The sequence below is a fragment of the Moorella humiferrea genome, assembly GCF_039233145.1.
Lineage (GTDB): Bacteria > Bacillota > DSM-521 > Neomoorellales > Neomoorellaceae > Neomoorella > Neomoorella humiferrea.
This window is the reverse complement of record NZ_CP136419.1, coordinates 1,721,714-1,746,013: the sequence shown is the minus strand read 5'-3', so window position 1 is coordinate 1,746,013 and position 24,300 is coordinate 1,721,714. Positions and strand designations below refer to the sequence as shown.

28 protein-coding genes and 1 other RNA gene are annotated in these 24,300 nt (G+C 53.6%); 28 read left to right on the top strand and 1 reads right to left on the bottom strand.

Annotation, left to right across the window (positions count from 1 at the left end; translation table 11 throughout):
* Positions 1-20 precede the first annotated feature (20 nt).
* The 6 genes from hisS to trxA all read left to right on the top strand — a co-directional run bounded on the left by hisS (position 21) and on the right by trxA (position 4,812).
* Positions 21-1,298, top strand: coding sequence for a histidine--tRNA ligase (gene hisS, locus MHFGQ_RS09125; protein ID WP_106004255.1), 1,278 nt, complete (start codon positions 21-23; stop codon positions 1,296-1,298).
* Complete coding sequence (aspS, locus tag MHFGQ_RS09120; protein WP_170066108.1) at positions 1,291-3,102, top strand: aspartate--tRNA ligase; 1,812 nt, start codon at positions 1,291-1,293, stop codon at positions 3,100-3,102. Before hisS ends, aspS begins: the two co-directional genes overlap by 8 nt.
* A 70-nt stretch (positions 3,103-3,172) precedes the next feature.
* A non-coding RNA gene (gene ssrS, locus MHFGQ_RS09115) (6S RNA) lies at positions 3,173-3,358 on the top strand.
* Positions 3,359-3,376: 18 nt separating this feature from the next.
* On the top strand, positions 3,377-4,099 hold the full coding sequence (locus tag MHFGQ_RS09110; protein ID WP_106004257.1) for a tRNA threonylcarbamoyladenosine dehydratase: 723 nt from the start codon (positions 3,377-3,379) through the stop codon (positions 4,097-4,099).
* 65 nt (positions 4,100-4,164) lie between these two features.
* Positions 4,165-4,458 (top strand): metal-sensitive transcriptional regulator, encoded by a 294-nt coding sequence (locus MHFGQ_RS09105; protein ID WP_106004258.1) that lies wholly within the window; start codon positions 4,165-4,167, stop codon positions 4,456-4,458.
* A 24-nt stretch (positions 4,459-4,482) separates the two neighbouring features.
* The gene (gene trxA / locus MHFGQ_RS09100) at positions 4,483-4,812 is read left to right on the top strand and encodes a thioredoxin (protein ID WP_106004259.1); all 330 of its coding nucleotides are present in this window, start codon (positions 4,483-4,485) and stop codon (positions 4,810-4,812) included.
* Here the strand turns inward: trxA and MHFGQ_RS09095 are convergent, their stop codons facing one another.
* The gene (locus tag MHFGQ_RS09095) at positions 4,813-6,138 is read right to left on the bottom strand and encodes an AAA family ATPase (RefSeq protein ID WP_106004260.1); all 1,326 of its coding nucleotides are present in this window, start codon (positions 6,136-6,138) and stop codon (positions 4,813-4,815) included.
* Positions 6,139-6,247: 109 nt separating this feature from the next.
* On the opposite strand from MHFGQ_RS09095, the gene MHFGQ_RS09090 reads away from it, so the two are divergent.
* From MHFGQ_RS09090 to MHFGQ_RS08985, 22 genes are all read left to right on the top strand, one after another.
* A complete protein-coding gene (locus MHFGQ_RS09090) occupies positions 6,248-7,084 on the top strand; it encodes an Mrp/NBP35 family ATP-binding protein (RefSeq protein WP_245907735.1) in 837 nt (278 codons plus the stop codon).
* A gap of 153 nt (positions 7,085-7,237) precedes the next feature.
* Positions 7,238-7,957, top strand: a complete 720-nt coding sequence (locus MHFGQ_RS09085) for a tRNA lysidine(34) synthetase (RefSeq protein ID WP_106004262.1) — start codon at positions 7,238-7,240, stop codon at positions 7,955-7,957.
* A gap of 135 nt (positions 7,958-8,092) precedes the next feature.
* Positions 8,093-9,070: a 4Fe-4S dicluster domain-containing protein gene (locus tag MHFGQ_RS09080; RefSeq protein ID WP_106004263.1), complete on the top strand. Its 978-nt coding sequence runs from the start codon at positions 8,093-8,095 to the stop codon at positions 9,068-9,070.
* A complete protein-coding gene (locus MHFGQ_RS09075) occupies positions 9,063-9,734 on the top strand; it encodes a formate dehydrogenase subunit gamma (RefSeq protein ID WP_211292828.1) in 672 nt (223 codons plus the stop codon). The genes MHFGQ_RS09080 and MHFGQ_RS09075 overlap by 8 nt, the downstream gene beginning before the upstream one ends.
* Before the next feature lie 185 nt (positions 9,735-9,919).
* Positions 9,920-10,372, top strand: coding sequence for an RrF2 family transcriptional regulator (locus MHFGQ_RS09070; RefSeq protein ID WP_106004265.1), 453 nt, complete (start codon positions 9,920-9,922; stop codon positions 10,370-10,372).
* 20 nt (positions 10,373-10,392) lie between these two features.
* Positions 10,393-11,559, top strand: a complete 1,167-nt coding sequence (gene nifS / locus MHFGQ_RS09065; protein WP_106004266.1) for a cysteine desulfurase NifS — start codon at positions 10,393-10,395, stop codon at positions 11,557-11,559.
* Between the two features lie 25 nt (positions 11,560-11,584).
* Positions 11,585-11,962 (top strand): Fe-S cluster assembly scaffold protein NifU, encoded by a 378-nt coding sequence (gene nifU / locus MHFGQ_RS09060; RefSeq protein WP_106004286.1) that lies wholly within the window; start codon positions 11,585-11,587, stop codon positions 11,960-11,962.
* Positions 11,963-12,017: 55 nt separating this feature from the next.
* The gene (gene mnmA / locus MHFGQ_RS09055; RefSeq protein ID WP_106004287.1) at positions 12,018-13,094 is read left to right on the top strand and encodes a tRNA 2-thiouridine(34) synthase MnmA; all 1,077 of its coding nucleotides are present in this window, start codon (positions 12,018-12,020) and stop codon (positions 13,092-13,094) included.
* 67 nt (positions 13,095-13,161) lie between these two features.
* The gene (locus MHFGQ_RS09050) at positions 13,162-13,620 is read left to right on the top strand and encodes a PRC-barrel domain-containing protein (RefSeq protein ID WP_106004267.1); all 459 of its coding nucleotides are present in this window, start codon (positions 13,162-13,164) and stop codon (positions 13,618-13,620) included.
* A 22-nt stretch (positions 13,621-13,642) separates the two neighbouring features.
* Positions 13,643-13,792 (top strand): hypothetical protein, encoded by a 150-nt coding sequence (locus MHFGQ_RS09045; protein ID WP_170066095.1) that lies wholly within the window; start codon positions 13,643-13,645, stop codon positions 13,790-13,792.
* 10 nt (positions 13,793-13,802) lie between these two features.
* The gene (locus tag MHFGQ_RS09040) at positions 13,803-13,988 is read left to right on the top strand and encodes a hypothetical protein (RefSeq protein ID WP_106004269.1); all 186 of its coding nucleotides are present in this window, start codon (positions 13,803-13,805) and stop codon (positions 13,986-13,988) included.
* Positions 13,989-14,000: 12 nt separating this feature from the next.
* A complete protein-coding gene (locus MHFGQ_RS09035) occupies positions 14,001-15,038 on the top strand; it encodes an AI-2E family transporter (RefSeq protein ID WP_343105500.1) in 1,038 nt (345 codons plus the stop codon).
* Between the two features lie 121 nt (positions 15,039-15,159).
* Positions 15,160-16,365, top strand: a complete 1,206-nt coding sequence (locus MHFGQ_RS09030) for a YgeY family selenium metabolism-linked hydrolase (protein WP_106005179.1) — start codon at positions 15,160-15,162, stop codon at positions 16,363-16,365.
* Positions 16,366-16,485: 120 nt separating this feature from the next.
* Entirely contained in the window at positions 16,486-17,364 is an 879-nt protein-coding gene (locus tag MHFGQ_RS09025) for a class I SAM-dependent methyltransferase (protein ID WP_106005178.1), read from the top strand.
* A gap of 107 nt (positions 17,365-17,471) precedes the next feature.
* Positions 17,472-20,123: an alanine--tRNA ligase gene (alaS, locus tag MHFGQ_RS09020; RefSeq protein ID WP_106005177.1), complete on the top strand. Its 2,652-nt coding sequence runs from the start codon at positions 17,472-17,474 to the stop codon at positions 20,121-20,123.
* Between the two features lie 30 nt (positions 20,124-20,153).
* Positions 20,154-20,405, top strand: coding sequence for an IreB family regulatory phosphoprotein (locus tag MHFGQ_RS09015; RefSeq protein ID WP_106005176.1), 252 nt, complete (start codon positions 20,154-20,156; stop codon positions 20,403-20,405).
* A gap of 21 nt (positions 20,406-20,426) precedes the next feature.
* Entirely contained in the window at positions 20,427-20,723 is a 297-nt protein-coding gene (locus MHFGQ_RS09010) for a hypothetical protein (protein WP_106005175.1), read from the top strand.
* Entirely contained in the window at positions 20,724-21,671 is a 948-nt protein-coding gene (locus MHFGQ_RS09005; RefSeq protein ID WP_106005174.1) for an aldo/keto reductase, read from the top strand.
* 1 nt (position 21,672) lies between these two features.
* Entirely contained in the window at positions 21,673-22,095 is a 423-nt protein-coding gene (gene ruvX / locus MHFGQ_RS09000) for a Holliday junction resolvase RuvX (RefSeq protein WP_106005173.1), read from the top strand.
* 30 nt (positions 22,096-22,125) lie between these two features.
* On the top strand, positions 22,126-22,401 hold the full coding sequence (locus MHFGQ_RS08995) for a DUF1292 domain-containing protein (protein WP_106005172.1): 276 nt from the start codon (positions 22,126-22,128) through the stop codon (positions 22,399-22,401).
* 108 nt (positions 22,402-22,509) lie between these two features.
* Positions 22,510-23,532: an endolytic transglycosylase MltG gene (gene mltG, locus MHFGQ_RS08990; RefSeq protein WP_106005171.1), complete on the top strand. Its 1,023-nt coding sequence runs from the start codon at positions 22,510-22,512 to the stop codon at positions 23,530-23,532.
* 31 nt (positions 23,533-23,563) lie between these two features.
* On the top strand, positions 23,564-24,214 hold the full coding sequence (locus tag MHFGQ_RS08985; protein ID WP_106005170.1) for a redox-sensing transcriptional repressor Rex: 651 nt from the start codon (positions 23,564-23,566) through the stop codon (positions 24,212-24,214).
* The last annotated feature ends 86 nt before the right edge of the window (positions 24,215-24,300 follow it).

Sequence of the window (24,300 nt, the reverse complement as noted above, 5' to 3'; positions counted from 1 at the left end):
TATTAAAACGGAGGCCAGTTATGCTGACAACTCGACCAAGGGGTACGGAAGACATACTGCCGGAAGAAGTAGGCCGCTGGTATCGGTTGGAAGAAACGGCCAGACGGGTAAGCCAGTTGTATGGTTACCGGGAAATCCGTACACCCATATTTGAACATACCGAGCTCTTTGATCGGGGTGTGGGAGATACCACCGATATCGTAGAAAAGGAAATGTATACCTTTAACGACCGCGGCGGACGCAGCCTGACCCTGCGTCCTGAAGGTACGGCCCCTGTAGTACGGGCCTTCCTGGAACACCACATGGAAGGGGGAGGTTTGCCGGTAAAGCTCTTTTACCTGGGCCCCATGTTCCGTTATGGAAGGCCCCAGGCCGGCAGGCTGCGGCAGTTTCATCAGTTCGGGGTAGAAGCTTTTGGTTCGCGGGATCCGGCTCTGGATGCCGAAGTAATTGCCCTGGCCATGGATTTTTACAACCGCCTGGAACTGGAAGACCTGGAACTGCATTTAAACAGTGTCGGCTGCCGGAAATGCCGTCCCATGCACCGCGAGAAACTCCAGGATTACCTGCGGCCGCACCTGGGCGATCTCTGTCCTACCTGCCAGGGCCGTTTTGAACGCAATCCTTTACGCATCTTCGACTGCAAGAGCCCCGTGTGTCGGGAGATTGTGGCCGGAGCACCGACGATCGCCGCCTCCCTCTGCCGGGAATGCGGGGAACATTTTGCGAAGGTCCAGGAATATTTACAGGAACTGAAAATTGCTTATATCCTGGACGAGCATCTGGTCCGCGGATTGGACTATTATACCAATACTGCTTTTGAGATTATGGTTAAAGGCATCGGCGCCCAGAGCTCCATCGGCGGCGGTGGACGTTACGACGGTCTGGTGGAAGCCCTGGGAGGGAAACCAATACCAGGTATTGGCTTTGGCCTCGGCCTGGAAAGGGTTCTTCTCGCCATGGAAGCTCAGGGCGGAAAGCCGTCATCTGTCGGGGGCATTGATGTTTTGGTGGCAACGGCAGGTGACGGGCTGGACAAGGCGGCAGTCCGCCTTTTGTCCGCCTTAAGGGCGGTCGGGCTGCGGGCGGACAAAGATTACCTGGGGCGCAGCCTTAAGGCGCAGATGAAGTACGCCAACCGTTACCCGGCTAAAATGGTTATAATCCTGGGGGAAGAGGAATTGTCCCGCGCCCGGGTCTTAATTCGTCGTCTGGACACGGGGATCCAGGAAGAAGTTTCCCTGGACGAGGTTGTTAATTATTGCCGTCAGAAAAAGGAGAGTGGCTTTAGTGCTTGAGGGCATTGCCGGGCTGCACCGCTCCCACGGCTGCGGTGAGCTCAGGGCGACAAATACAGGTGAAGAAGTTACTCTGATGGGTTGGGTGCATCGCCGCCGCGATCACGGCGGCCTCATCTTTATCGACCTGCGGGACCGGTCCGGCCTGGTCCAGGTCGTGTGCGATCCGGAAAGCGGGGAAGCATTTAAGAAAGCCGAAGAAGTGCGCAACGAATATGTGGTGGCCGTGCGGGGCAGAGTAAGGCAGCGGCCTGAAGGAACGGCCAATCCCCGCCTGGCCACCGGTGCCATCGAGGTCGAGGCCAGGGAGCTAAGGATCCTCAACCGGGCGAAAACTCCGCCGTTTTACATTGAAGACAATATTGGCGTCGATGAGGCCCTGCGCCTGCGCTATCGATACCTGGATTTACGCCGCCCGGAGATGCAGGAGATCTTGCGTCTGCGTTACCAAACGACCAGGGCCATTCGCGAATTCCTCGACGGCCGTGGCTTTTGGGAAATCGAAACCCCCATGCTTACCCGCAGCACCCCGGAAGGCGCTAGGGATTTTCTCGTGCCGAGCCGGCTGCGGCCGGGAGAATTCTTTGCCCTGCCCCAGTCACCCCAACTCTTTAAACAAATCCTGATGGTGGCGGGTGTCGAACGTTATTTTCAGATCGTTCGTTGTTTCCGGGATGAAGACTTAAGGGCCGACCGTCAACCTGAATTCACCCAGCTGGATATGGAAATGTCCTTTATCCAGAGGGAAGATATCTTAAATCTGGTAGAAGAATTGATGGCCCATATTTTCCGGGAAACCCTGGGTGTGGAGATTAATTTGCCCTTGCCGCGGCTGACTTATCAGGAAGCCATTACCCGTTTTGGTACCGATAAACCCGATCTCCGCTTCGGCCTTGAGATTCAGGACGTTTCAACGGAAGTTAAAAAGTGCGGTTTTAAGGTTTTTCGTGATGCGGTGGCCACGGGAGGTGTGGTGCGCGGCCTATGTGTGAAAGGCGGTGCCGCCTTCTCGCGCCGCGAGTTGGATGAATTGACAAAACTTGCGACTACATATGGGGCCAAAGGCCTGGCATGGATGGCCATAACTACGGAAGGCGTCCGTTCACCAATTGCCAAGTTTTTCACCGCTGAAGAACTTCAGGAATTGATGAAGGTAATGCAAGCCAGGGAAGGTGACCTCCTTCTGTTCGTTGCCGATAGTGAGACGATAGCGGCCGGCACCCTCGGGGCGTTACGCCTGGAGCTGGGCCGGCGGCTGCGCCTCTATGATCCCGGGCAGCTGGCCTTCACTTGGGTTACCGATTTCCCCCTCCTGGAATACAGTCCGGAAGAAAAACGTTTCGTGGCCGTTCATCATCCCTTTACCATGCCCATGGAGGAAGATTGGCCTCTGCTGGATACGGATCCGCTAAAGGTACGTGCCCTGGCCTATGACCTGGTTTTAAATGGTGTCGAATTGGGCGGGGGAAGTATTCGTATCCACCGCCGCGACATTCAAGAAAAAATGTTTAGCCTCTTAGGTTTTTCTCCTGAGGAGGCGCAGGAAAAATTTGGCTTCCTGTTGGAGGCCTTTGAATACGGCACCCCGCCCCATGGCGGTATTGCCTTCGGCCTGGACCGCATGGTAATGCTAATGGCGCGGCGGGATACGATCCGTGACTGTATCGCCTTCCCCAAAACCCAGAGCGGCACTTGCCTACTGACGGGAGCGCCATCTCCTGTTGCTCCGGAACAGCTCCTGGAACTCCATTTAAGAACCGTCGTTAGATCCGCCGATCGACAGGGCAAAGCCGTTCAGGAATAATCACGTACTTGCAATTTCATTAAGTTTGTGTTAAGATAATGCCTGCAAGGAAAAGAGGATAAGATAAAAGGTTACCCTGCGATGTTCGTGTCGCACCGTGGAGTTTTGAGCCAACACCAATAAAAAGGGAGCCCACCCTCTGGACGTGGCTTGCAGGCCCCCGCGGCAGGGGAAGCAAAAAGCGCCCAGGGAGGCACCCACCTGCTGAGAGCGGGTTCATTAAACACACGGTGAGCACGGCATTTGTGGGGTTTTATTTTGTTGGGTGGGTTAAGTGGAAAGTTTCTGGTCGCGGACGGAAATGCTGATCGGTCCTGAGGGACGGGCCCGCCTGGCGCAGTCCCGAGTGGCGGTCATCGGCACCGGAGGTGTCGGCTCCTTTGCCGTAGAAGGCCTATCCCGGGCGGGAATAGGCTATCTAGAACTGGTTGATCCCGATGTGGTGCGCCCCAGCAACATCAACCGCCAGGTGCCGGCATTACATACAACCATCGGTCAACCGAAGGTAGATATCCTGGCTCGCCGGTGCCGTGAAATTAACCCCGAAGGGGTGGTGGTAGCCAGGCAGGAAGCTTACAGCCCGGGAACAAGCGATGAGTTTATTCGTGCAGACTTAGATTTTCTGGTGGATGCCATTGACAGTGTAGGTGCCAAAATCGACCTTCTGGCCAAGGCCAAAGGTAAGGGGATACCTGTAGTCAGCAGCATGGGAGCAGGTAACCGTTTGGATCCTGCTCGCCTGAAGGTGGCCGATATCAGCGCCACCCGGGGGTGCCCCCTCGCACGGGCCGTGAGGCGCGGCTTAAAAGCTAGAGGTATAACCAAGGGAATAACGGTTGTCTATTCGGAAGAACCGCCGCTTCCTCTACGCATATTGCCTCCCCTGGCACCGGGCGAACGCCGACCGCCGGGCAGCATGGTATTTGTCCCGGCGGTGGCGGGTATGATATTGGCCAGCCTGGTAGTACGCCATCTTCTTTCCCGGGCCGATTATTAGTTGCCCGGAGGGGAATAATCCTGTATACTGGGTTAGGGTACCCCCGGGAAAGGAGGAATGGAGAAGTGAGCAGGAGGCCGGGAGAAGAGAGTTCCTACGCTCCCCAGCGTGACGATTTACTCCTTCGCCTGCGGAAGATAGAAGGCCAGGTTAAAGGCATCCACCGCATGATAGAAGAGGACAAGTATTGTGTCGACATCCTCATTCAGATCGCCGCTGCGCGTGCCGCTTTAAAAAAAGTAGGCACCATGATTTTTGAAGCCCATGTTAAGGGCTGTGTCCGGACGGCCATTGTTAACCAGGAAGATGGGGAAATTATTAATGAATTAATCGATGTTTTAAACCGTTTTATGAATTAATAAAAGGGAAGGGAGAGGCAGGTTTTGGCAAACGCAAATATTATTACCCTTAATGAGGCCAATTTTAAAGCGGAAGTCCTTGAAGCCCAGGTTCCGGTTCTGGTCGATTTTTGGGCTGTTTGGTGCGGCCCCTGCCGGATGATAGCCCCCCTGGTGGAAGAACTGGCCGAAGAATACAAAGATAGAATGAAGGTAGGCAAGCTGAATGTAGACGAGTACCAGGGCCTGGCGGCCGAGTACGGCATTATGAGCATACCTACCCTCCTGCTTTTTAAAAACGGACAAGTCGTAACCCGCATGGTTGGGTATCAGGCGAAAAACAAACTGGTTCAAGTCATTGAGAAATACTTGTAATTATTTATTTTTACGCCTGCGTTGTTGCCAGAACGTCTTTAGTTGACCTTCGCGACCGTAGTCGGTAGGGTGGTAGAATACCCTTCCCCTGAGATTATCCGGTAGATACTGTTGTTCCACCCAGCCGTTGGGGTAATCATGGGGATATTTATAACCTTTACCGTGTCCGAATGCGGCTGCGCCCGGATAATTGGCATCCCGCAGATGCAGGGGTACCGGCGCGGCCGTTTCTTTTTCCACTGTGGCCAGGGCGGCGTCAATGGCTTTAATGACGGAATTGCTTTTTGGCGCCAGGGCAATATAAATGGTGGCTTCCGCCAGGATGATGCGTCCTTCGGGCAGACCCACCCGCTCCACGGCCTGGGCTGCGGCGCTGGCGATAACGAGGGCCTGGGGATCGGCCAGACCTACGTCTTCGGCGGCGTGGATGAGGAGGCGGCGAGCGAGGAAGGCCGGATCCTCTCCGGCATAAAGCATCCGCGCCAGCCAGTAGAGGGCAGCGTCGGGATCGGAACCGCGCATGCTTTTAATCCAGGCCGAAACGCAGTCGTAATGCTGGTCGCCGTCCCGGTCGTAAAGGAGGGCACGCTGCTGGATTGCTTCCTCTGCAACCTGCAGGGTAATGAAGCGTCGCCCTTCTCCATCCTGCGGTGTGGTAAGGACGGCGAACTCCAGGGCGTTTAAGGCCACGCGGGCGTCGCCGCTGGCCACCCGGGCCAGGTGCTCAAGGGCCGCCGGTTCCACCTCAACATTAAATTTTCCCAATCCGCGCTCGGGGTCCCTTAAGGCACGCTGAAGTATAATGAGGATATTTTCTTCGGACAAGGCCTCGAGACGAAAGATGCGGGAACGGGACCGGAGGGCGGCGTTTACGGTAAACATGGGATTCTCAACAGTGGCGCCGATGAGGATGAGCAGCCCCTCCTCGACACAGGGGAGGAGGGCGTCCTGAATATTTTTTGCCCAGCGGTGAATTTCATCGACAAAAATTACCGTTCTTTGACGGTAATATTTTTCGCGCTCCCGGGCTTCGGCAACGACCCGGCGAATGTCATTGACGCCGTCTAAAACCGCATTCAAAGCTTCAAAATGGGCTTTGGTCATGCGGGCGATAATGCGGGCCAGGGTAGTTTTGCCGCTGCCCGGCGGGCCCCAAAGGATAATGGAACTCAAGCTGTCATTTTCAATGGCCCGGCGCAGTAGAGTCCCGGGCCCGACTATTTTTTCTTGACCGACAAACTCGTCCAGGGTGCGCGGGCGCATCCTCACGGCCAGGGGTGCTCGCGCTTCGCGATTTTCCAGACTGGCCTGTTCAAAAAGATCCATGGTGATCACCTCTATTACATTTTAGCAGGTTATATTGTTGAGTAAATTACCTTAATTTAATTGACATATGACCGCAAAAGAGTATAATTTATTTCGAGAGGTGAGGGTATTGACTACAGGTACGTGCGAAACCTGCAATCCTAGTACCTGCGATAAGACTTGTGAGGCAAAGGGACCGACTACCATTCCGCCCCATGAGCTTAGCAACATCAAGCGCGTAATCGGTATCATGAGCGGCAAAGGCGGCGTAGGCAAATCGTCGGTAACGGCTCTGCTGGCCGTGGCCCTGCGCCGGTCCGGTTTTGAAGTCGGCATTCTGGATGCCGACATTACGGGTCCCAGCATACCCCGGATGTTCGGCGTTCGACGTCCGCCGGAAGGTACAGGCCAGGGTATGATCCCGCCTCAAAGCCCTAAAGGCGTCAGAATCATGTCCTTAAACCTTTTACTGCCCCATGAGGACGATCCGGTCATCTGGCGGGGGCCCCTTATCGGTGGAGCGATTAAACAATTCTGGACCGACGTCATCTGGGGCGATCTCGATTTCCTGTTAATTGACTTACCCCCCGGCACCAGCGACGCTCCCCTGACGGTACTCCAGTCTTTACCTGTGGACGGATTGATCATTGTCAGTTCGCCCCAGGAGCTCGCCCAGATGGTCGTCCGGAAGGCGGTAAAAATGGCGGCCTTGATGAATGTAAAGATTCTTGGCCTGGTGGAAAATATGAGCTACGCCGTTTGTCCCGATTGCGGTAAGGAAATCTATATTTTCGGCCCCAGCCGTGCCGAAGAAGCGGCGGCCGAAGCCGGTATTCCCCTATTGGGATCTCTGCCACTGGATTCGGAACTGACTTCCCTGTGCGATCACGGCCGGGTGGAGGAATATCGCGGACCCTTGCTGGAAAGGGTTATGGAGTTTGTCAAAAAGATGGACCGGCAAGAATAAATTTATACTTGTATCTTTTCCGGCCCCGGGTGAAATCCCGGGGCCGGTGTGATCCAGGGTGCGGGTAACCGGTGCCTCGATGGAGCGGGATTGGCAACTTTTATGAACAGGGATATAATAAGGGCTGTAATGACTGAAGCGGAGTAGGTCTAGATGGCTGTTAAGCGTACTTATAGTAAGTGGTTTTTGACTCCTGTCAAAAGGGCCAGTAAAAGGTATGGCATGATAACACCCGGCGACAGGATAGCGGTGGGGGCTTCCGGGGGTAAGGATAGTTCTGCTCTGCTTTATATCCTGTGGGTTTTAAAAAACTACTCCTTTCTCCATTTTGACTTTCGAGCCGTCTTTCTGGATATGGGTTGGCAGGTTGATACCGAACCCCTGGCCGCTTTCTGTCGGGAGCACGATATACCCTTTCACGTCGAACCTGCACCTATAAGGGCGATAGTCTTTGAGCACCGCCGGGAGGAGCATCCCTGCGCCCTCTGTTCCCATCTGCGTCGCGGTGCCCTGAACGAAGCGGCCCGGCGCCTCGGTTGCAACAAAGTGGCCCTGGGGCATCACCTGGACGACCTCTTGGAGACTTTCCTTATGAACTGGTTCTATAACGGCCGGTTCGCGACCTTTCTGCCAGTAACTGATTTGAGCAAAAGCGGCCTGAAGGTGATCCGGCCCCTCATCTATCTTTCTGAAGCTACGGTATCAAGTCTGGCACGGGTGGAAAACTTGCCGGTACTGTCCAATCCCTGCCCGGCCGCGGGTAAAACGAAACGTCACGAAGTAAAAGCCGTTGTAAATCTTTTAGCTAGGCGTTATCCCTACCTGCGTGAGCGTTTTCTGACGGCCCTGGAAGCAGTCGGGTGGCTGGAATAAACCGCGGTAAATTTTGCCTTGGCGGTCCTCTGCGACCGCTAATATTATTTTTTGCTTTATGCTATATAATATTGACAGCGAAAAAGAACAAACGTATTATAAAATTAAAACCGAAGTGGAGAGTGAGAACCATACATGAACAGGCGTGAATTTCTAAAACGCACCGTTGTGGCCGGTATTGCTGGCGGGATAGCCCTCACCGGATTGAACAAGGTTGAAACAGCATGGGCGGCAACCATAGCGGTAGGTACGATGATAGATTTAACCAAATGCGACGGTTGTACCGGCAAAGATTTACCTGCCTGTGTGGCAGCTTGTCGGGAAACCAATCGCGATCGTTTTCCTCGACCGCGGCCTGAAGACATACGACCCTACTGGCCCCAGAAAAAATTTGAGGACTGGTCCCAAAAGCAAGATGTAACCAATCGCCTGACTCCTTATAACTGGACTTTTGTCCAAAAAGTTGAAGTAGAACACCAGGGTAAAAAGGCAACTGTGTTTATCCCCAGGCGGTGTATGCATTGCGATAATCCTCCTTGTGCCAACCTTTGCCCTTTCAGCGCCCAGGAAAAAACGCCCGAAGGACCGGTGTTGATAGATCCCAATACCTGTTTTGGAGGGGCAAAATGTCGCGAAGTATGCCCCTGGCATATTCCCCAGCGCCAGGCAGGAGTAGGTTTATATTTAAAAGTAGCTCCTAAATTCGCCGGTGGCGGTGTTATGTATAAATGCGATCTATGCTATAACAGGATTATCAACGGGGAACTACCGGCTTGTGTCGATGCCTGTCCAAAAGGTGCAATAGAATTTGGCCCCAAGGAAGAAATGCGTAAAAAAGCCCGCGCCAGGGCAGCCGCCATTAACGGCTATATATATGGGGAAAAAGAAAATGGCGGTACTTCTACCTTTTATGTTTCGGCAGTACCCTTTACAGTCCTGCACCGGGCTTTAATGGAGCAAAAACAGAGCCCTGGCTTACCTGTGGAAGTAGAAAACTATCTTGAAACTGCTAATGGGCTGGCCCAGGGGTTGCTGCTGGCGCCGGTAGCCGGTGTCCTGGCAGCTGGCCTGGCAGTATACAAAGGCATGAAAGGTGATGGGAATAATGAATAAAAACGGGCGCATTAAAAGGCATAGCCTCGCGGTACGGTTCGTGCACTGGTCAGTAGCCGTTTCTACCTTTCTCCTGATCTTCAGCGGCCTGGGGCAATTACCCCTTTACCAGCGCTATATGGTTGATAAGATTCCGGGCTTAACCTGGTCCTCTAATTTCCACATTACCCTTACCCTGCATTATGTAGCGGCTATCTGGCTGGTATTTGCGGCTGCTTTTCATATCGTTTATCACAGCTTGCGCCGCGAGTTTACTATCCTGCCCCGTCGCGGCGATGTCAGAGAGTCTTTAATCGTTATCAAAGCCATGCTGGGGTTTGGTGAAGAGCCTCCTGCTGATAAGTACCTGGCTGAGCAACGTGTGGCCTATGCTTTTATTGCCTTTAACCTACTCTTGCTTATTGTTACCGGATTCATTAAAGTGATTAAAAATTTCCCGGGCATAACTTTTTCTGATACTCTTCTTGACTGGGCTACCAACCTGCATAACCTGGGAATGGTAATGATTATAGTCGGCATTATTGCCCACCTGGCGGCCTTTATCTTTAAAGCCAACCGGCCCCTTTTGCCCGGTATGTTTACCGGCTACGTAGATGAGGAGTATGTCCGTAAGAGGCATTCTTTATGGTATGAAAAATTGCAAAAGAAGTTAAGCAGCGATTAATACCACCCTGGCCCTGGCAGTAACCTCCGGGGCTATTTTTTATGCGGCCCTGTATGGTATATTTTCTTTCCACCCGGGGTAATTTAAAAAGCAGAGTAAAAAAGTCAACTTTAACATTGACAATATCCGAGTCGGCTGCTAAGATATTATTACCGAGCAAACCACTAGGGATTGGAGGTGGTGGGGTGAAACTCTCGACGCGGGGTGAATACGGACTACGCGCCATGTTCGACCTGGCCCAGCATTACGGCGAAGGCCCCATCCCCATTAAAAGCGTGGCTGAAAGGCAGGATATTTCCGAGCACTACCTGGAACAGCTAATTGCCGTTTTGCGGAAAGCCGGCCTGGTAAAAAGCGTCCGGGGCGCCCAGGGCGGTTATATCCTGGCCCGTGAACCGGAGGAAATTACCGTGGGGGATATCATCCGCGTGCTGGAGGGTCCCATTGCTCCGGTTGATTGTTTGAATGACGGGGAAGGTGACTCCTGCGAGCGGGCAGAAACCTGTGTCACCAGGGGCATCTGGGAAAAGGTGCGGGACAGCATCAGCAGCGTCCTGGACAGCTTTACCCTAGCCGACATGGTCGATAAAGCAAGTAAAATGCAGCAAGACGAAAAGCATTATATGTATTATATCTAGCGAAAGAAAAGGGTGGAATTATGCGCAGGGTTTACTTAGATCATAGCGCTACTACACCGGTGCGGCCGGAAGTCCTGGAAGCCATGCTGCCCTTTCTTAAAGAAGAGGCCTTTGGCAACCCTTCCACCATTTACAGCTACGGTCGGGAGGCCAAAAAAGCCCTGGATGAAGCACGGGAAAAGGTGGCAGGCCTGATTGGGGCCAGACCTGAGGAGATCGTTTTCACCAGCGGCGGCACTGAGGCCGATAACCTGGCCCTTATCGGCACGGCGGCGGCTAACGAGAAAAAGGGCCGCCATATTATAACCTCCAGTATCGAACACCACGCCGTCTTGCATACGGCCCAGTATTTAATGCGCCAGGGTTTCAAAGTAACTTTTCTGCCGGTGACCCCGGAAGGCCTGGTACGGGTGGAGGATGTGGAAGAAGCCATTACCGACGAAACCATTCTTATCAGTGTCATGCACGTCAACAATGAAGTAGGTACTATCCAGCCCATTAAAGAAATAGGGCACCTGGCCCGGGAACGGGGGATTGTCTTCCATACCGACGCCGTCCAGAGCGTGGGCAAAATCCCCGTTAATGTCGATGAACTGAATGTGGACTTGCTCTCGGCCTCCGCCCATAAGATATACGGGCCCAAAGGCGTGGGATGCCTTTATATCCGTAAAGGCACAAAGATCACCCCCATCCTCCATGGGGGCGGCCAAGAACGCAAGCGCCGGGCCGGTACGGAAAATATGCCGGGCATTGTGGGCTTCGGTCGGGCGGCGGAACTGGCCAGACAGGAGCTCCCGCAGGAAATGCCGCGGCTTAAAGCCCTGCGGGACAGGCTGATAAAGGGCATCCTGGAGCGGATTGAGGATGTGCAGGTGAACGGTGACCTGGAGAAACGCGTGGCCACCAACGCCAACTTCAGCTTCCGCTATGTGGAAGGCGAATCCCTGCTTTTAAGTCTGGATATGAAGGGTATTTGCGCCTCCAGCGGATCGGCCTGCACCTCCGGTTCCCTGGACCCGTCCCATGTCCTGCTGGCCATGGGCATACCCCATGAAGTGGCCCACGGTTCGGTGCGTATGACCTTGGGTCGCGGCAATACGGAAGCCGATATAGACTACGTCCTGGAAGTGATGCCCGAAATAGTAGCCCGCTTGCGGGCCATGTCTCCTTTATACAACAAAAAATAAAAGGAGAAACAAGGGAGTGAGCATGGTGTATTCCGAAAAGGTCATGGACCATTTCACCAATCCGCGCAATGTGGGGGAAATTGAGAATCCCAGCGGCGTTGGCGAAGTAGGCAACCCCGTTTGCGGCGACATTATGCGCCTTTATATCCTGGTGGAAGACGGCGTTATCAAAGATTGTAAATTTAAAACCTTTGGCTGCGGTGCGGCCATTGCTACCAGCAGTATGGTGACGGAAATGGTTAAGGGAAAAACCATAGAGGAAGCGCTGCAGATAACCAATAAAGCGGTGGCCGAGGCGTTGGACGGTCTGCCGGCCCAGAAGATGCATTGTTCCAACCTGGCCGCCGATGCCCTGCATAAAGCCATCGAGGATTACCAGAATAAGAATAAGAAGGCCTCTTAAAAAGGGAGAAAATTAAAGGCAGGGGGTGGCCAAAGCGGCCCACAAGGCAAAGGTAATGGTAGCCATGAGCGGCGGCGTGGACAGTTCTACGGCCGCTGCTTTACTGAAGGAAGCCGGTTACGAAGTCATCGGCGTTACCCTCAACCAGTGGCCGGAAGATTTGCCGCCGCCGCAAGGTGAAACGGGATGTTGCAGCCTGTCCGCCGTGGAGGATGCCCGCCGGGTCGCCGGTATCCTGGATATACCATATTATGTCTTAAACTTTCGTGACGTCTTTGAACGTAAAGTTATAGATTACTTTGTAGCTTCATATCTGAAGGGGGAAACTCCCAACCCCTGCATCGTTTGCAACCGCAAGGTGCGCTTTGACGTGCTTTTAAAAAAGGCGCGCGCCCTGGGGATGGATTATCTAGCCACCGGCCATTACGCCCGCCGTCTTTATGATGCCGAGGGGGATCGGTATTTCCTGGCTAAGGGCCGCGATCGTGAAAAGGATCAAAGTTACTTCCTCTATTCCTTTACCCAGGAACAGCTGGCCCATACCCTCCTTCCCCTCGGGGATTATACTAAACGAGAAGTACGCGAGCTAGCCCAAAAATACGGACTCCCGGTAGCTCAAAAAGCCGAATCCCAGGATATTTGTTTTATCACCGAGGGAGACTATCGCCATTTTCTCCGTACCAGGGCGGCGCGGGATATAAAACCGGGCCCCATTTTAGACACGGAAGGACGGATAATCGGGCGCCATGAAGGTCTTCCCTATTATACCATCGGTCAACGCCGGGGCCTGGGACTGGCCATGGGAAAACCTTGTTTTGTGGTGGCCCTGGACCCGGAGCGTAACGCCGTGGTGGTAGGCGATAAGGAAGACCTGGAGCAGCGCGTCCTTTATGCGCGGGACAATAATTACATCCTGTGGGAAAAGCCTCCCACCCGGGTGCGGATAACGGCGAAGATTCGTTACCGGGCCCCCGAGGCGGCGGCAACATTATATCCTATGGAAGGGGGACGGGCTAGGGTAGAATTTGACGAACCCCAGCGCGCCATTACCCCCGGTCAGGCTGTTGTTTATTATCAGGGTGAACTGGTGGTAGGCGGCGGTACCATCGAGGCAGTCTCGGCCCGGGAATGAAGGGCATATTGGTAACCTTCCCTGGTTATACTAGAGGAAGGTTATCTTTTTTGGCGGAGGTTTGACCATGCCCAAGGGGAGGGAACTGGTGGGGCTGCCGGTCCTCAACCAGGAAAGGGGAGAAGAAGTGGGCCGGGTTCAAGATCTGCTATACGACGAAAAATCCGCCCAGGTAAAAGCCCTGGTCCTGGCTGAAGGCGGCTGGCTGCAGCAGCCCAGGGTAATAACCTTTGACAAGTTACAGTCACGGGGTCCTAAAACCTTTACTGTTGCCGGGACGGACTCCATCGACAGTGAGTTGCCGGCCGGGTTGAGACGATGGCAGGAGATAAAAGGCCTGCGCCTTTTAAACCGTGACGGCCAGGAACTGGGCCTGGTAGAAGATCTGGTTGTTGACCTTCCTTCCGGCCAGGTGAAAGCCCTGGAAGTATCAACCGGCCTGGTCAACGACCTGCTGGAAGGCCGGCGGGAAGTTCCTTTGACAGGCGACTTTAAATGGGAAAGCCAAGGAATAATTATTTGGTAGTTTTTACCCGGGAGTGATAACGATGATAAATTGTCCCCACTGCGGCAGCAAATCGGTCGGTAAAATCGGCACGGATCAATATTACTGCTGGGACTGTTTTGTAGAATTTAACGAGCGTCGGGAGATTTTTAATGTTGCCGAGGATGGAACTTTAATATCCCTGGAAGGGTAGGAGGGACAAAGTGGCCTTGAGTTTCTGGCGGGGTTTTATCACCGGCGGGATAATGGGGGCCATAATCGGCGTCGCCTGGAAAAGTTCGCGGGAAACCTTTATTAAGCCTTCCCAGGAGCCTTCGACCTTTATGGAGCCGGAGGAACCTGCGCCCCTTCGTTCCAGGGGAGTCGTCCGCCGCCGCACGCAAATTTAGGTTGGAAGTAACATGACGGCAAAGCGGGTCATGAAGATTTTACGCCTGGTAGGTGCCGGGCTTTTTTTAACCGCCGCCTTGTATTTTCTCTACCGGGTGCGCACCGTTTTAACTCCCTTTTTCCTGGCGGCTTTCCTGGCCTATCTTTTGAAGCCGGCCATGGTAAAGCTGGAAAAAAGGGGATTGAAGCGTCCTGCGGCCATTTTACTTCTTTATTTCCTTGTTTTTATTCTTTTCCTGCCGGTGCCTTTATTTATCTTGCCCAAGCTGGTACGGGAATTAAATGAATTCCTGTTACATCTGCCTATCTTCACGACCGAAGTGGAAGGACTATTAGGGAAATTTTACCAGAGATACAATGAAGTGGCGCTGCCTGCTGGCCTACGCCGCTTGCTGGATGATTCCTTCATTGGTTTAAGCAATACCTTTCAGCAGGCCGCCCGGCGGGCCCTGCAGGGGCTCCTTAACCTCCTAGCGGGAGCCCCCAGCTTTTTATTAGCGCCTGTTCTCACCTATTACCTATTACGCGATAGCGAGCAAATCGGCCGGGCGGCCGGTCATTTGTTACCCCTACAGATAAAAGAAGACGTTTTCGGTTTATGGACGGAGATAGATCGGATACTGACTAGCTTTATCCGCGGCCATCTTCTGGTATCCCTTATCGTTGGCTTTTTGACCGGCATCGGGCTGGCCTTAATCGGTTCGCGATATGCCGTAATTCTGGCAGTAGTGGTAGGCCTGGCCGATTTAATTCCCTATTTTGGACCTATAATCGGGGCGGTCCCCGTATTAACCCTCACCCTCTTGGAAGGGAAAAGGACGGCCCTTTATGCCTTATTTGTTATGGCTGTCGTCCAACAGATCGAGGGCAGCTGGCTGGCACCGCGGATCCTAAGCGGCAGCGTCGGCCTCCATCCCCTGGCGGTTATTTTCGTCCTTCTAGCCGGCGGGGAACTCTGGGGGGTGGGAGGGCTGCTCCTGGCAGTACCTCTTACGGCCATTGGCAGCACTGTAATCAAATTTATTTGGGCGCGTTTAGTTAGCAGTTAATTTATACGAATCTTTGCCGTCGCGGCAGGAATTTTGCAATCGGTGTGGAAATAACTTAACTGTAGGTTAAAAATAGCGACTCAATTAAAGTAAAATTAAGATGCCGGGAGGAGGAAGCTCGATGCACGAGGAGACCATCAGAAAGATTAAGGCGGAAGTCGAAAAATACCGGGAGGATATCATTCAGTTTTTACGGGACATCGTCGCCATTCCCAGCCCCAATGGAAACATCAAGGCGGTGGCCGAACGCATCGGCCAGGAAATGAAGAAGCTGGGTTTTGACGAAGTTTTTCTGGACAGTATGGGCAATATCGTCGGCCGTATCGGCAACGGTTCCAGGGTTTTGCTTTACGACAGCCATATTGACACGGTGGATATAGCCGATTCCGACCAGTGGCAATGGGATCCTTATCAAGGCAAGGTGGAAAACGGCATCTTCTACGGCCTGGGTGCCGGGGATGAAAAAAATTCGACGCCGGGTATGGTCTACGGCCTCAAAATTATAAAGGACCTGGGCCTGACCCAAGACTTCACCCTGTACTACTTTGGTAATATCGAAGAAATCTGCGACGGCGTGGCCCCTAATTCCCTGGTGGTTACCGATAAAATTAAACCGGACTTTGTAGTTATAGGCGAACCCACGAAGATGAACATCTACCGCGGGCACCGCGGCCGCGTGGAGATGAAAGTTACGACTAAAGGGCGTACCTGTCACGCCAGCGCCCCCGAGCGGGGGATTAATGCCGTTTACAAGATGGCGGAGATTATCAAGGGTATCAGCCAAATGGGCGATGAATTCATTGACGATCCCTTCTTGGGGAAAGGATCCATTGCCGTTACCGACATTCACTGCAAGACTCCATCCATCAACGCCCTGCCCGACGAGTGCTTTATTTACATCGACCGCCGTCTTACCTTCGGGGAAACCCAGGAAATGGCCGTGGAGCAGGTGCGCAAAGTGGCGGAACCCCACGGCGGTGTGGTGGAAGTGCTGGAATTTAATGAACCCAGCTACACCGGTTTTGTCTTTAAAGTCGATAAATACTTCCCGGCCTGGGCTCTGCCGGAGGATCACCTCCTGGTTAAGGCCGGCCTCAAAACATATGAAGAGCTTTTCGGCAAGCCTACCGGTGTAGGCAAGTGGGTTTTCAGCACCAACGGCACCTACTGGGTGGGTAAAGCCGGTATCCCTGCCATCGGCTTCGGACCCGGCGATGAGGTATATGCCCACTCCGTCCTCGACCAGGTGCCCATTGAAGACGTTGTGCGTTCTACCGAATTTTATGCTTTCTTCCCCACGATTTTAAGTGAAATGCTGGCCAAATAAAGCCCGGACACAAAAAGAAACGCCCCTCTCGGGAAAAAGGGAGGGGCCTTTAATTTTAACAAAATTGTCCCTGGAAAAATACCTGCAAAGGGATAAAATAGGGGCAGAGGTGATTTATTTATGGTAAATGCGGAAACACCCCTATTTCAGCAGGCCGACTTCTGGGAAAAGGCCTGGCAGGAGGAGCGCCGGCAGTCCCTCTACGGCCGGCGCCGGCCGGATCGCGAAGGTACCGGCTACTGGAACCGGCGCGCCGGCCATTTTGCCCGCCTGGCCGGTGGGGAAGAGGGGAAGCAGAGGGTGGCCCGGGTCCTCTACTGGCTGGGGCACCACGGCGGTTTGGACCGGAATCTAGAGATACTGGATATCGGTTGCGGTACGGGCAATTATGCCCTGCCCCTGGCCCGCCGGGCGCGGCGGGTGATAGCCCTGGACCCGGCAGAGGAGATGCTCGCCCTCCTTAAAGAGCGGGCCGCAAAAGAGGGCGTAACCAATATTGAGGCAGTTCAAATGACCTGGGAAGACGTAGATCTAGACAAACAGGGATGGCGCGGCCGATTTGACCTGGTGCTGGCCCTTATGAGCCCCGGCATTAAAGATACAGACACTTTGAAGAAAATGATCGCCGCTTCCAGTAACGCCTGTCTGCTGGCCGGTCACCTGCGTCAGGAGATCAGCGGGCGTGAAGAGTTGTGGCGGAAGCTGGTAGGAGGCGAAATGCCGGCAATACCGGCAGACGTTTTATATATTTTTCATATTCTTTACGCCTGGGGATATTGCCCCTCCCTGGAGGTGGAAAGGATTGTAAGCACCCGGGAAATGGAGCCGGAACAGGCAGTAGAAGAATTTGAGATTTTCTTTTATCCCCACCTGGAACTGACGCCGTCGGTGCGCAGGACCATAATCGATTATGTCCAGAGCCGTTTAGTGAACGGTCGTTACCTTTCCCGCCGGGATATGACCGTAGGTTATCTTTTCTGGGGGTTGAACCTTCATTGACAACCTTCGGTCCTTCAGGTATAATGTAGAAAAATTTAGCCGAGGGAACCTCGTTCACCGCCCCGGGGCGGGGGCGAGGTTTAGTTTTGACGAGGAGTTGACGTTGTTTGACGGGAAATGAACTCCGGCAGAAATTCCTGAGTTTCTTTGCCGGAAAAGGCCATACCATCGTCCCCAGCTCTTCCCTGGTGCCTGTCGACGATCCTACCCTGCTTTTTACCAATGCCGGAATGGTCCAATTTAAAGACGTTTTTCTGGGCCTGGACCGGCGCCCCTATAAGCGGGCGACGACGGCCCAGAAGTGCGTCCGGGCCGGGGGAAAACACAACGACCTCGATACCGTAGGGCGCACCGCCCGGCATCATACCTTTTTTGAAATGCTCGGTAACTTTTCCTTTGGTGATTACTTTAAACGTGAGGCCATCGCCTTTGCCTGGGAATTTTTGACGCGGGTCTTGGAACTACCACCGGAACGCCTGTGGATTACCGTCTTTCAGGAAGATGCAGAGGCTTTTCAATTATGGCAGGAAGTAGCCGGTGTGCCGGCAGAAAGAATTGTGCGCATGGGCGAAAAAGATAACTTCTGGGCCATGGGCGATACGGGTCCCTGCGGACCGTGCAGTGAAATCATTTACGATCGCGGTCCGGAGCATGCCTGCGGTGCGCCCCTTTGCGCCCTGGGCGCCTGCGATTGCGATCGCTGGCTGGAAATTTGGAACTTAGTTTTTATGCAGTATGAACGTGACGAAGCCGGGAATCTCACGCCTTTACCCCGGCCCAGTATCGACACCGGTATGGGGCTGGAACGAATGGCTTCGATTTTACAGGGTGTAGATAGCAATTTTGACACCGATCTATTGCGACCTTTAATTAACGCTGTAGAAGCTTTAAGCGGCTTGCCCTACGATCGGGGAGAGGCCGGCTTTCCCTTCCGGGTCATTGCCGATCACGCCCGGGCCTGCACCTTCCTGATTGCCGACGGTGTTCTGCCCGGCAATGAGGGCCGCAACTACGTCCTGCGTCGGATTTTACGCCGGGCCGCCCGTTACGGTAAAGCCCTGGGAGTAGAGGAACCTTTTCTTTACCGCCTGGTAGACACGGTAGTTGCTATTATGGGGGAGGCCTACCCGGAGGTAGCGGAGCAAAAGGAGTATATTGCCCGGGTAATCCGCCAAGAAGAAGAGCGCTTCCATGAAACTTTAAACGAGGGTATGAAGGTTTTAAACGGTATTATGGAGCGGGCCGGGAAAGAAGGTCGGTACACCATCGGCGGCCAGGAAGCCTTTACCCTTTATGATACATACGGCTTTCCTCTGGATCTGACCGAGGAGATCGCCGGCGAAAAGGGATTTAAGGTAGACCGCGCCGGTTTTGAAGAGGCCATGGCGGCCCAGCGGGAGCGGGCGCGGGCGGCGCGGGAAGATACCAGGGCCTATGAGTTTGCCCTGGCCTTTGCCGGCAGCTTAAACGACATTAGCGGGACGGAGTTCACGGGCTATGAGCGCCTGGAGGATACGGGCAAAGTTTTGGCCCTGGTACGGGGGGAAGAACGCGTTCCTTGTCTTAATGCCGGTGAAAGCGGGTACGTTATCTTGGACCGGTCGCCCTTCTATCCCGAGGGCGGCGGCCAGGTGGGCGATCAGGGCAAGATAACCTGGGACGGCGGAGAAGCGCAGGTTAAGGACACCAAACGCCTGCCGGACGGGAAGATCCTCCACCAGGTAACAATAGCGAGGGGAAAACTAGCCTGCGATGAGGAAGTTGAGCTTAAGGTAGACCGGGAACGCCGCCTGGCAGCGGCCAGGAACCACACCGCCACCCATCTGCTGCACCGGGCTTTAAAAAACGTTCTGGGAGAGCATGCCAACCAAGCCGGCTCCCTGGTAACACCGGAGAGACTGCGATTCGATTTTACCCATTTTGCCCCTTTAACTGAAGAGGAATTGCGGGCCATAGAAAAAGAAGTAAACCTTAAAGTGTTAGCCAATCTGCCGGTAACAATCCTGGAAACTACCTTAAATGAAGCCAAAACGATGGGAGCAACGGCCCTATTCGGGGAAAAATATGGCGAAAAGGTAAGGGTAGTGAAAATAGGCGACTACAGCATGGAACTATGCGGTGGCACCCACCTTCATTTTACTTCCGAAGTGGGGTTCTTCCGCTTAACGAATGAAAGCAGCATCGGCGCCGGCGTACGGCGGTTGGAGGCGGTAACGGGGACGGCCGCCCTGGATTTGGTTACCCGGGAATATCAGGAGCTGACGGATATTGCCGCCCTGCTCAAAGTGCCTACTTTCCAGGCGAGCGGGCGGGTGCGCCAGGTCCTGGAGAAGAGTAAGGAAATGGAGCGAGAAATTAACCGCCTCCGGGACCGTCTGGCTGCCTATACCGTAACCGATTTATTAAAGCAGGTGCGAGAAGTGGCCGGTGTACCGGTACTGCCGGCCCGGGTAGAGGCGGCCGACGCCGAGGCATTAAGGGAACTGGCCGATAAGGTGCGAGACAAAATGGGCTCGGGCGTGGTGGTCCTCGGTTCCCAGCATGACGGTCGCGTCAATTTTGTAGCCATGGTAAGCAAAGATCTGGTGAAACGGGGCGTACATGCCGGCAATTTACTGCGCGAGGTAGCACGAATCGCCGCCGGCGGCGGTGGTGGACGCGCAGATATGGCCCAGGCCGGAGGTAAAGATCCGAGCAAGCTGGATCAGGCCCTGGCCTACAGCCTGAAGGTAGTGGCTCATCAGATCGGTCAAGGTTAAAGCCGGGAAACCGCAAGGGGGTTACAGACAATGGCCGGTGACATGCAGGAAACAATGATGTTTAAAGTCGACAAAGAAGAGAAAGTACAGGTACGGGACGTCCTGATGGAAGTTCAGGCGGCCTTAAAGGAAAAGGGATATGATCCCATTAATCAGTTAATCGGTTACCTCCTGTCGGGAGACCCGGCATATATCACCAGCCACAAAGGGGCTCGTAATTTGATCCGGCGTGTCGAACGGGACGAGATCATTGCCGAGTTGCTTAAGAGTTATTTAGGTTAGAATAAAAGGAGGACGGTACCCATGGCCCTGTCGGATGTTGAGCTGACGGTCAACCTCTATACCGAAGGCGATAAGTTTTTTGACCTCCTGAAAGCCGCGGTGCGAGATTGGCAAGGGGGTTGGGGCCACGAGCGGGAACGGGCCGCCTATGCCATGGAGCTTTACGAGCGCAGCTTAAAACTCATGCGTGCCCATCTGGAAGAAGCCAAGGCGAAGGCCGAAGGTGGCTACTTTACCGATCAAGACCGGAAGATTTTAAACCGCACGGAAGAAAAACTGGTGTACTGGGAGAAAAAACTGGAGGAAATCCGGAAATAAATGCTTTACACCACCCTAGGCGCCAGTGGCCTCAAGGTTTCCCGTCTGTGCTTTGGGACGTTGACCATAGGGCCGCTCCAGGTAGGTCTAAGCCTTGAAGAGGGGGCGAGGCTTATCCGCCATGCCCTGGAGCTCGGCGTGAACTTTATCGACACGGCCAAGAGCTACCAAACGTACCCCTATATTCGGAAGGCCTTGAAGGGATGGCCGCAAGAGGTAGTCATAGCTACAAAATCCTATGATTATACGGCGGAAGGCATGGCGGCAAGCCTGGAAGAAGCTAGGCGGGAGCTGGAACGTGACGTTATCGACATCTTTTTGCTTCACGAGCAAGAAACGGCCCTAACGCTGGCTGGCCACCGGCCGGCCCTGGAATACCTCCTGAACGCCAAAGAACGCGGTTTGGTGCGGGCTGTGGGCATATCGTCCCATGCGGTGGCGGCGGTAAAAACGGCCGCCGTGATGCCGGAAATCGATATAATCCACCCCCTGTACAATCGAGAAGGGCTGGGGATAATCGACGGCAGCAGGGAAAACATGCTGGCCGCAATAACCCTGGCCCATAAAAATGGCAAGGGTATTTATGCCATGAAGGCCTTGGGCGGCGGTCATTTGCAGGCCCAGGCGCGTCAGGCCCTGGAGTTCGTGCTGGCGACACCGGTAATTGATGCCGTTGCCGTAGGCATGCAATCGTTGGAAGAAATTGAAGTAAACGTGGCCTGGTTTAGCGGCAGGGAGCCGGCGCCCGAGCTCGTGACGCGTCTTATAGGGAGGAGACGCCGCCTTATCATAGAAGACTGGTGCTGCGGCTGTGGCAACTGCGTTAAACGATGCCATCAGGGAGCCTTGAAACTGGCTGGCGGCCGGGTAATGGTTGACCCCGGCCGCTGTCTTCTCTGCGGATACTGCGCCGGTGCTTGCCGGGATTTTTGTATTAAGGTGATTTGAATTGCGTATAATGGGTCTCGATGTCGGCACGAAAACCATCGGGGTGGCCGTCAGCGACCCTTTAGGATGGACGGCCCAGGGCGTGACTACCTTAAGGCGTAAAAATAAAAACGCCGATTTGGCCGCCCTCAAAGAAATAATAGAACGTTTTGGCGTTGAAGAAATAGTCGTCGGCCTGCCCCGCAATATGGACGGCACCTTTGGACCCCGGGCAAAGGAGGCCAGTGACTTTGCCCAGGGCTTAAAGGCGGTACTGGGTCTGCCCGTCCACCTTTACGACGAACGTCTCACTACCGTTGCCGCAGATAAAGTCCTTTTAGAAGCCGACCTTTCCCGTCGCCGCCGGCGGGCCGTGGTCGATCAGGTGGCCGCCACAATAATTTTACAGGGATACCTTGACCGCCGGGGGCAAAATGGGTTATGATAGGCCTAACCTGGAAAAAGGAGTGAGGATATGGCCGACCAGGAAAATACAATCATCCTGACGGATGATGAGGGCCAGGAGCATGAATTTTTGGTCGTAGATATCCTGAATGTCGAAGACGACGAGTATGCCGTCCTTTTACCCGTAGAAGGGGACGGCGATAATGAAGCTGCCGAAGCCATTGTGCTAAAGATCGGTGTAGACGAAGACGGCAGCGAGGTCCTCTATGAAATTGAGGATGAAGATGAATGGCAACGCGTTGTTGCAGCTTGGGAAAACGCCCTGGAAGAAGCCGAAGAAGATTGAAATTAAAGCCCGCCATCTAACTGGCGGGTTTTAATTTGCAAGTGTTGTACAATCTTGACGAACTTGGTATAATGAAAAAAATAATTTTGGGAGAGAAAACGTGGGGTTATGGAGGAAGAGACAGACACGAAGCGCCGGATAGCAATTTTTGCTGTGTTATTTAGTATTATTTTATTCTTAATCGTCGGCGTCTATTTTTATAACCTTTTATTGCCCCCAGAAAAACCCGGTGCGCCGGCCGTTGAGGTATATGTTGCTCCGGGGGCTACTTCGGCGGTTGTTGCCGCGGAGCTCGCCGGCAAGGGAATAATAAAAAGCCCCTGGGCCTTTCGCCTGTTGACGTCAATTACCGGGCTGGACAGGAAGATAAAACCGGGGTATTATTTAATTTCACCGGGCCTTTCCCTTCGGGAAATCCTGGATTTATTGGCTGCGGGAAAGGTAGAGGAGATTGAGTTTACCGTTCCCGAAGGATACACGGTACGACAGATAGCCGCTATGCTTCAACAGAAGGGTTTGACAGAGGAGGAAGAATTTTTACAGGCAGCAGTACGCCATTATCCCTTTGATTTTTTGCCCGATGATGTATCTGGTCCGGAAAGGTTGGAAGGTTTCCTTTTTCCCGATACCTACCGGGTGGCCAAAGGTACCCCTCCGGAAGAAATCATAATGATGATGCTCAGACGTTTTCAGGAGGTTTATCAGGAAATCAGCCGGGAGAAAGACCCCGGATTAAACTTAGATACAAAGCAAATCGTTATTTTGGCTTCCATTGTGGAAAAAGAGGCCAGGGTCGATAGCGAACGTCCCCTAATCGCCGGTGTGTATGTAAACCGCCTAAATAAAGGCATGCGCCTGGAGGCCGATCCGACGATTCAATATTTATTGCCTGAACCCAAGCCGGTCCTGACGTACAAGGATTTGGAGATCGAATCTCCTTATAATACATACCGGGTCAACGGCCTGCCGCCCGGGCCCATTGCCAATCCGGGCAGGGCATCGCTTTTGGCGGCTTTAAGGCCGGCGAAAACGGATTACCTGTACTTTGTGGCCAAGCCCGACGGCACCCATTATTTTAGCCGTACCCTGGATGAGCACAACCAGGCGGTAGCCCGTTATCAGACCCGTTAAAAATAAAATAGCCAAAGCGAGGTAGATTACAATGCCCTTTCGGATTAAAATACCGCGTTCTACCATTGAGCGCCTGCCCCTTTATTATCGCTGCCTTAACTTAATAGAAGAGCACGGCATAGAAGAAATATCTTCCCAGGTCCTGGGGGTCAGGGTGGGCGTAGACCCTTCGGTAATCCGTAAAGATCTGGCCTGGTTCGGCGAGCTGGGCAAACGCGGCGTTGGTTACAATGTAACCTACCTCAAAGAAGCCATAGCCCGCATCCTGGGCCTTGACCGGGAGTGGCCTTTCATCCTGGTAGGTGCCGGCAAGCTGGGCATGGCTTTAGCCGAGCACAACCGTAAATACGGCCGGCATTTCCACCTGGTGGGCGTTTTTGACCGGGATCCGGCAAAAATCGGCCTCGAAGTAGGCGGCATGCAAATCAGGCCCATGGAGGATATGCCGCTATTGATAAAAGAAAAGGACGTCAAGATCGCCATGGTGGCCGTACCGGCGGAAGAGGCCCAGAAGGTGGCCCACGAGCTGGTCAAAAACGGTATTAAGGGGATCTTGAGCTACGCGCCCATCACGTTAAGTGTGCCCCCTGACGTCCTGGTCTACAACGCCGATTATAACCTGGATCTCCAGCGCCTCGCCTATTATATCAGTAACGAAGGGGAACAAACCTGGGGAGAATAGATAGCCTTCGCTATAACTGGCACCCTTTTGGAAGGGTGTTTTTTATATTTGTTCCAAAAAATTTTTCCTTCCAGCAGGAAAACTCT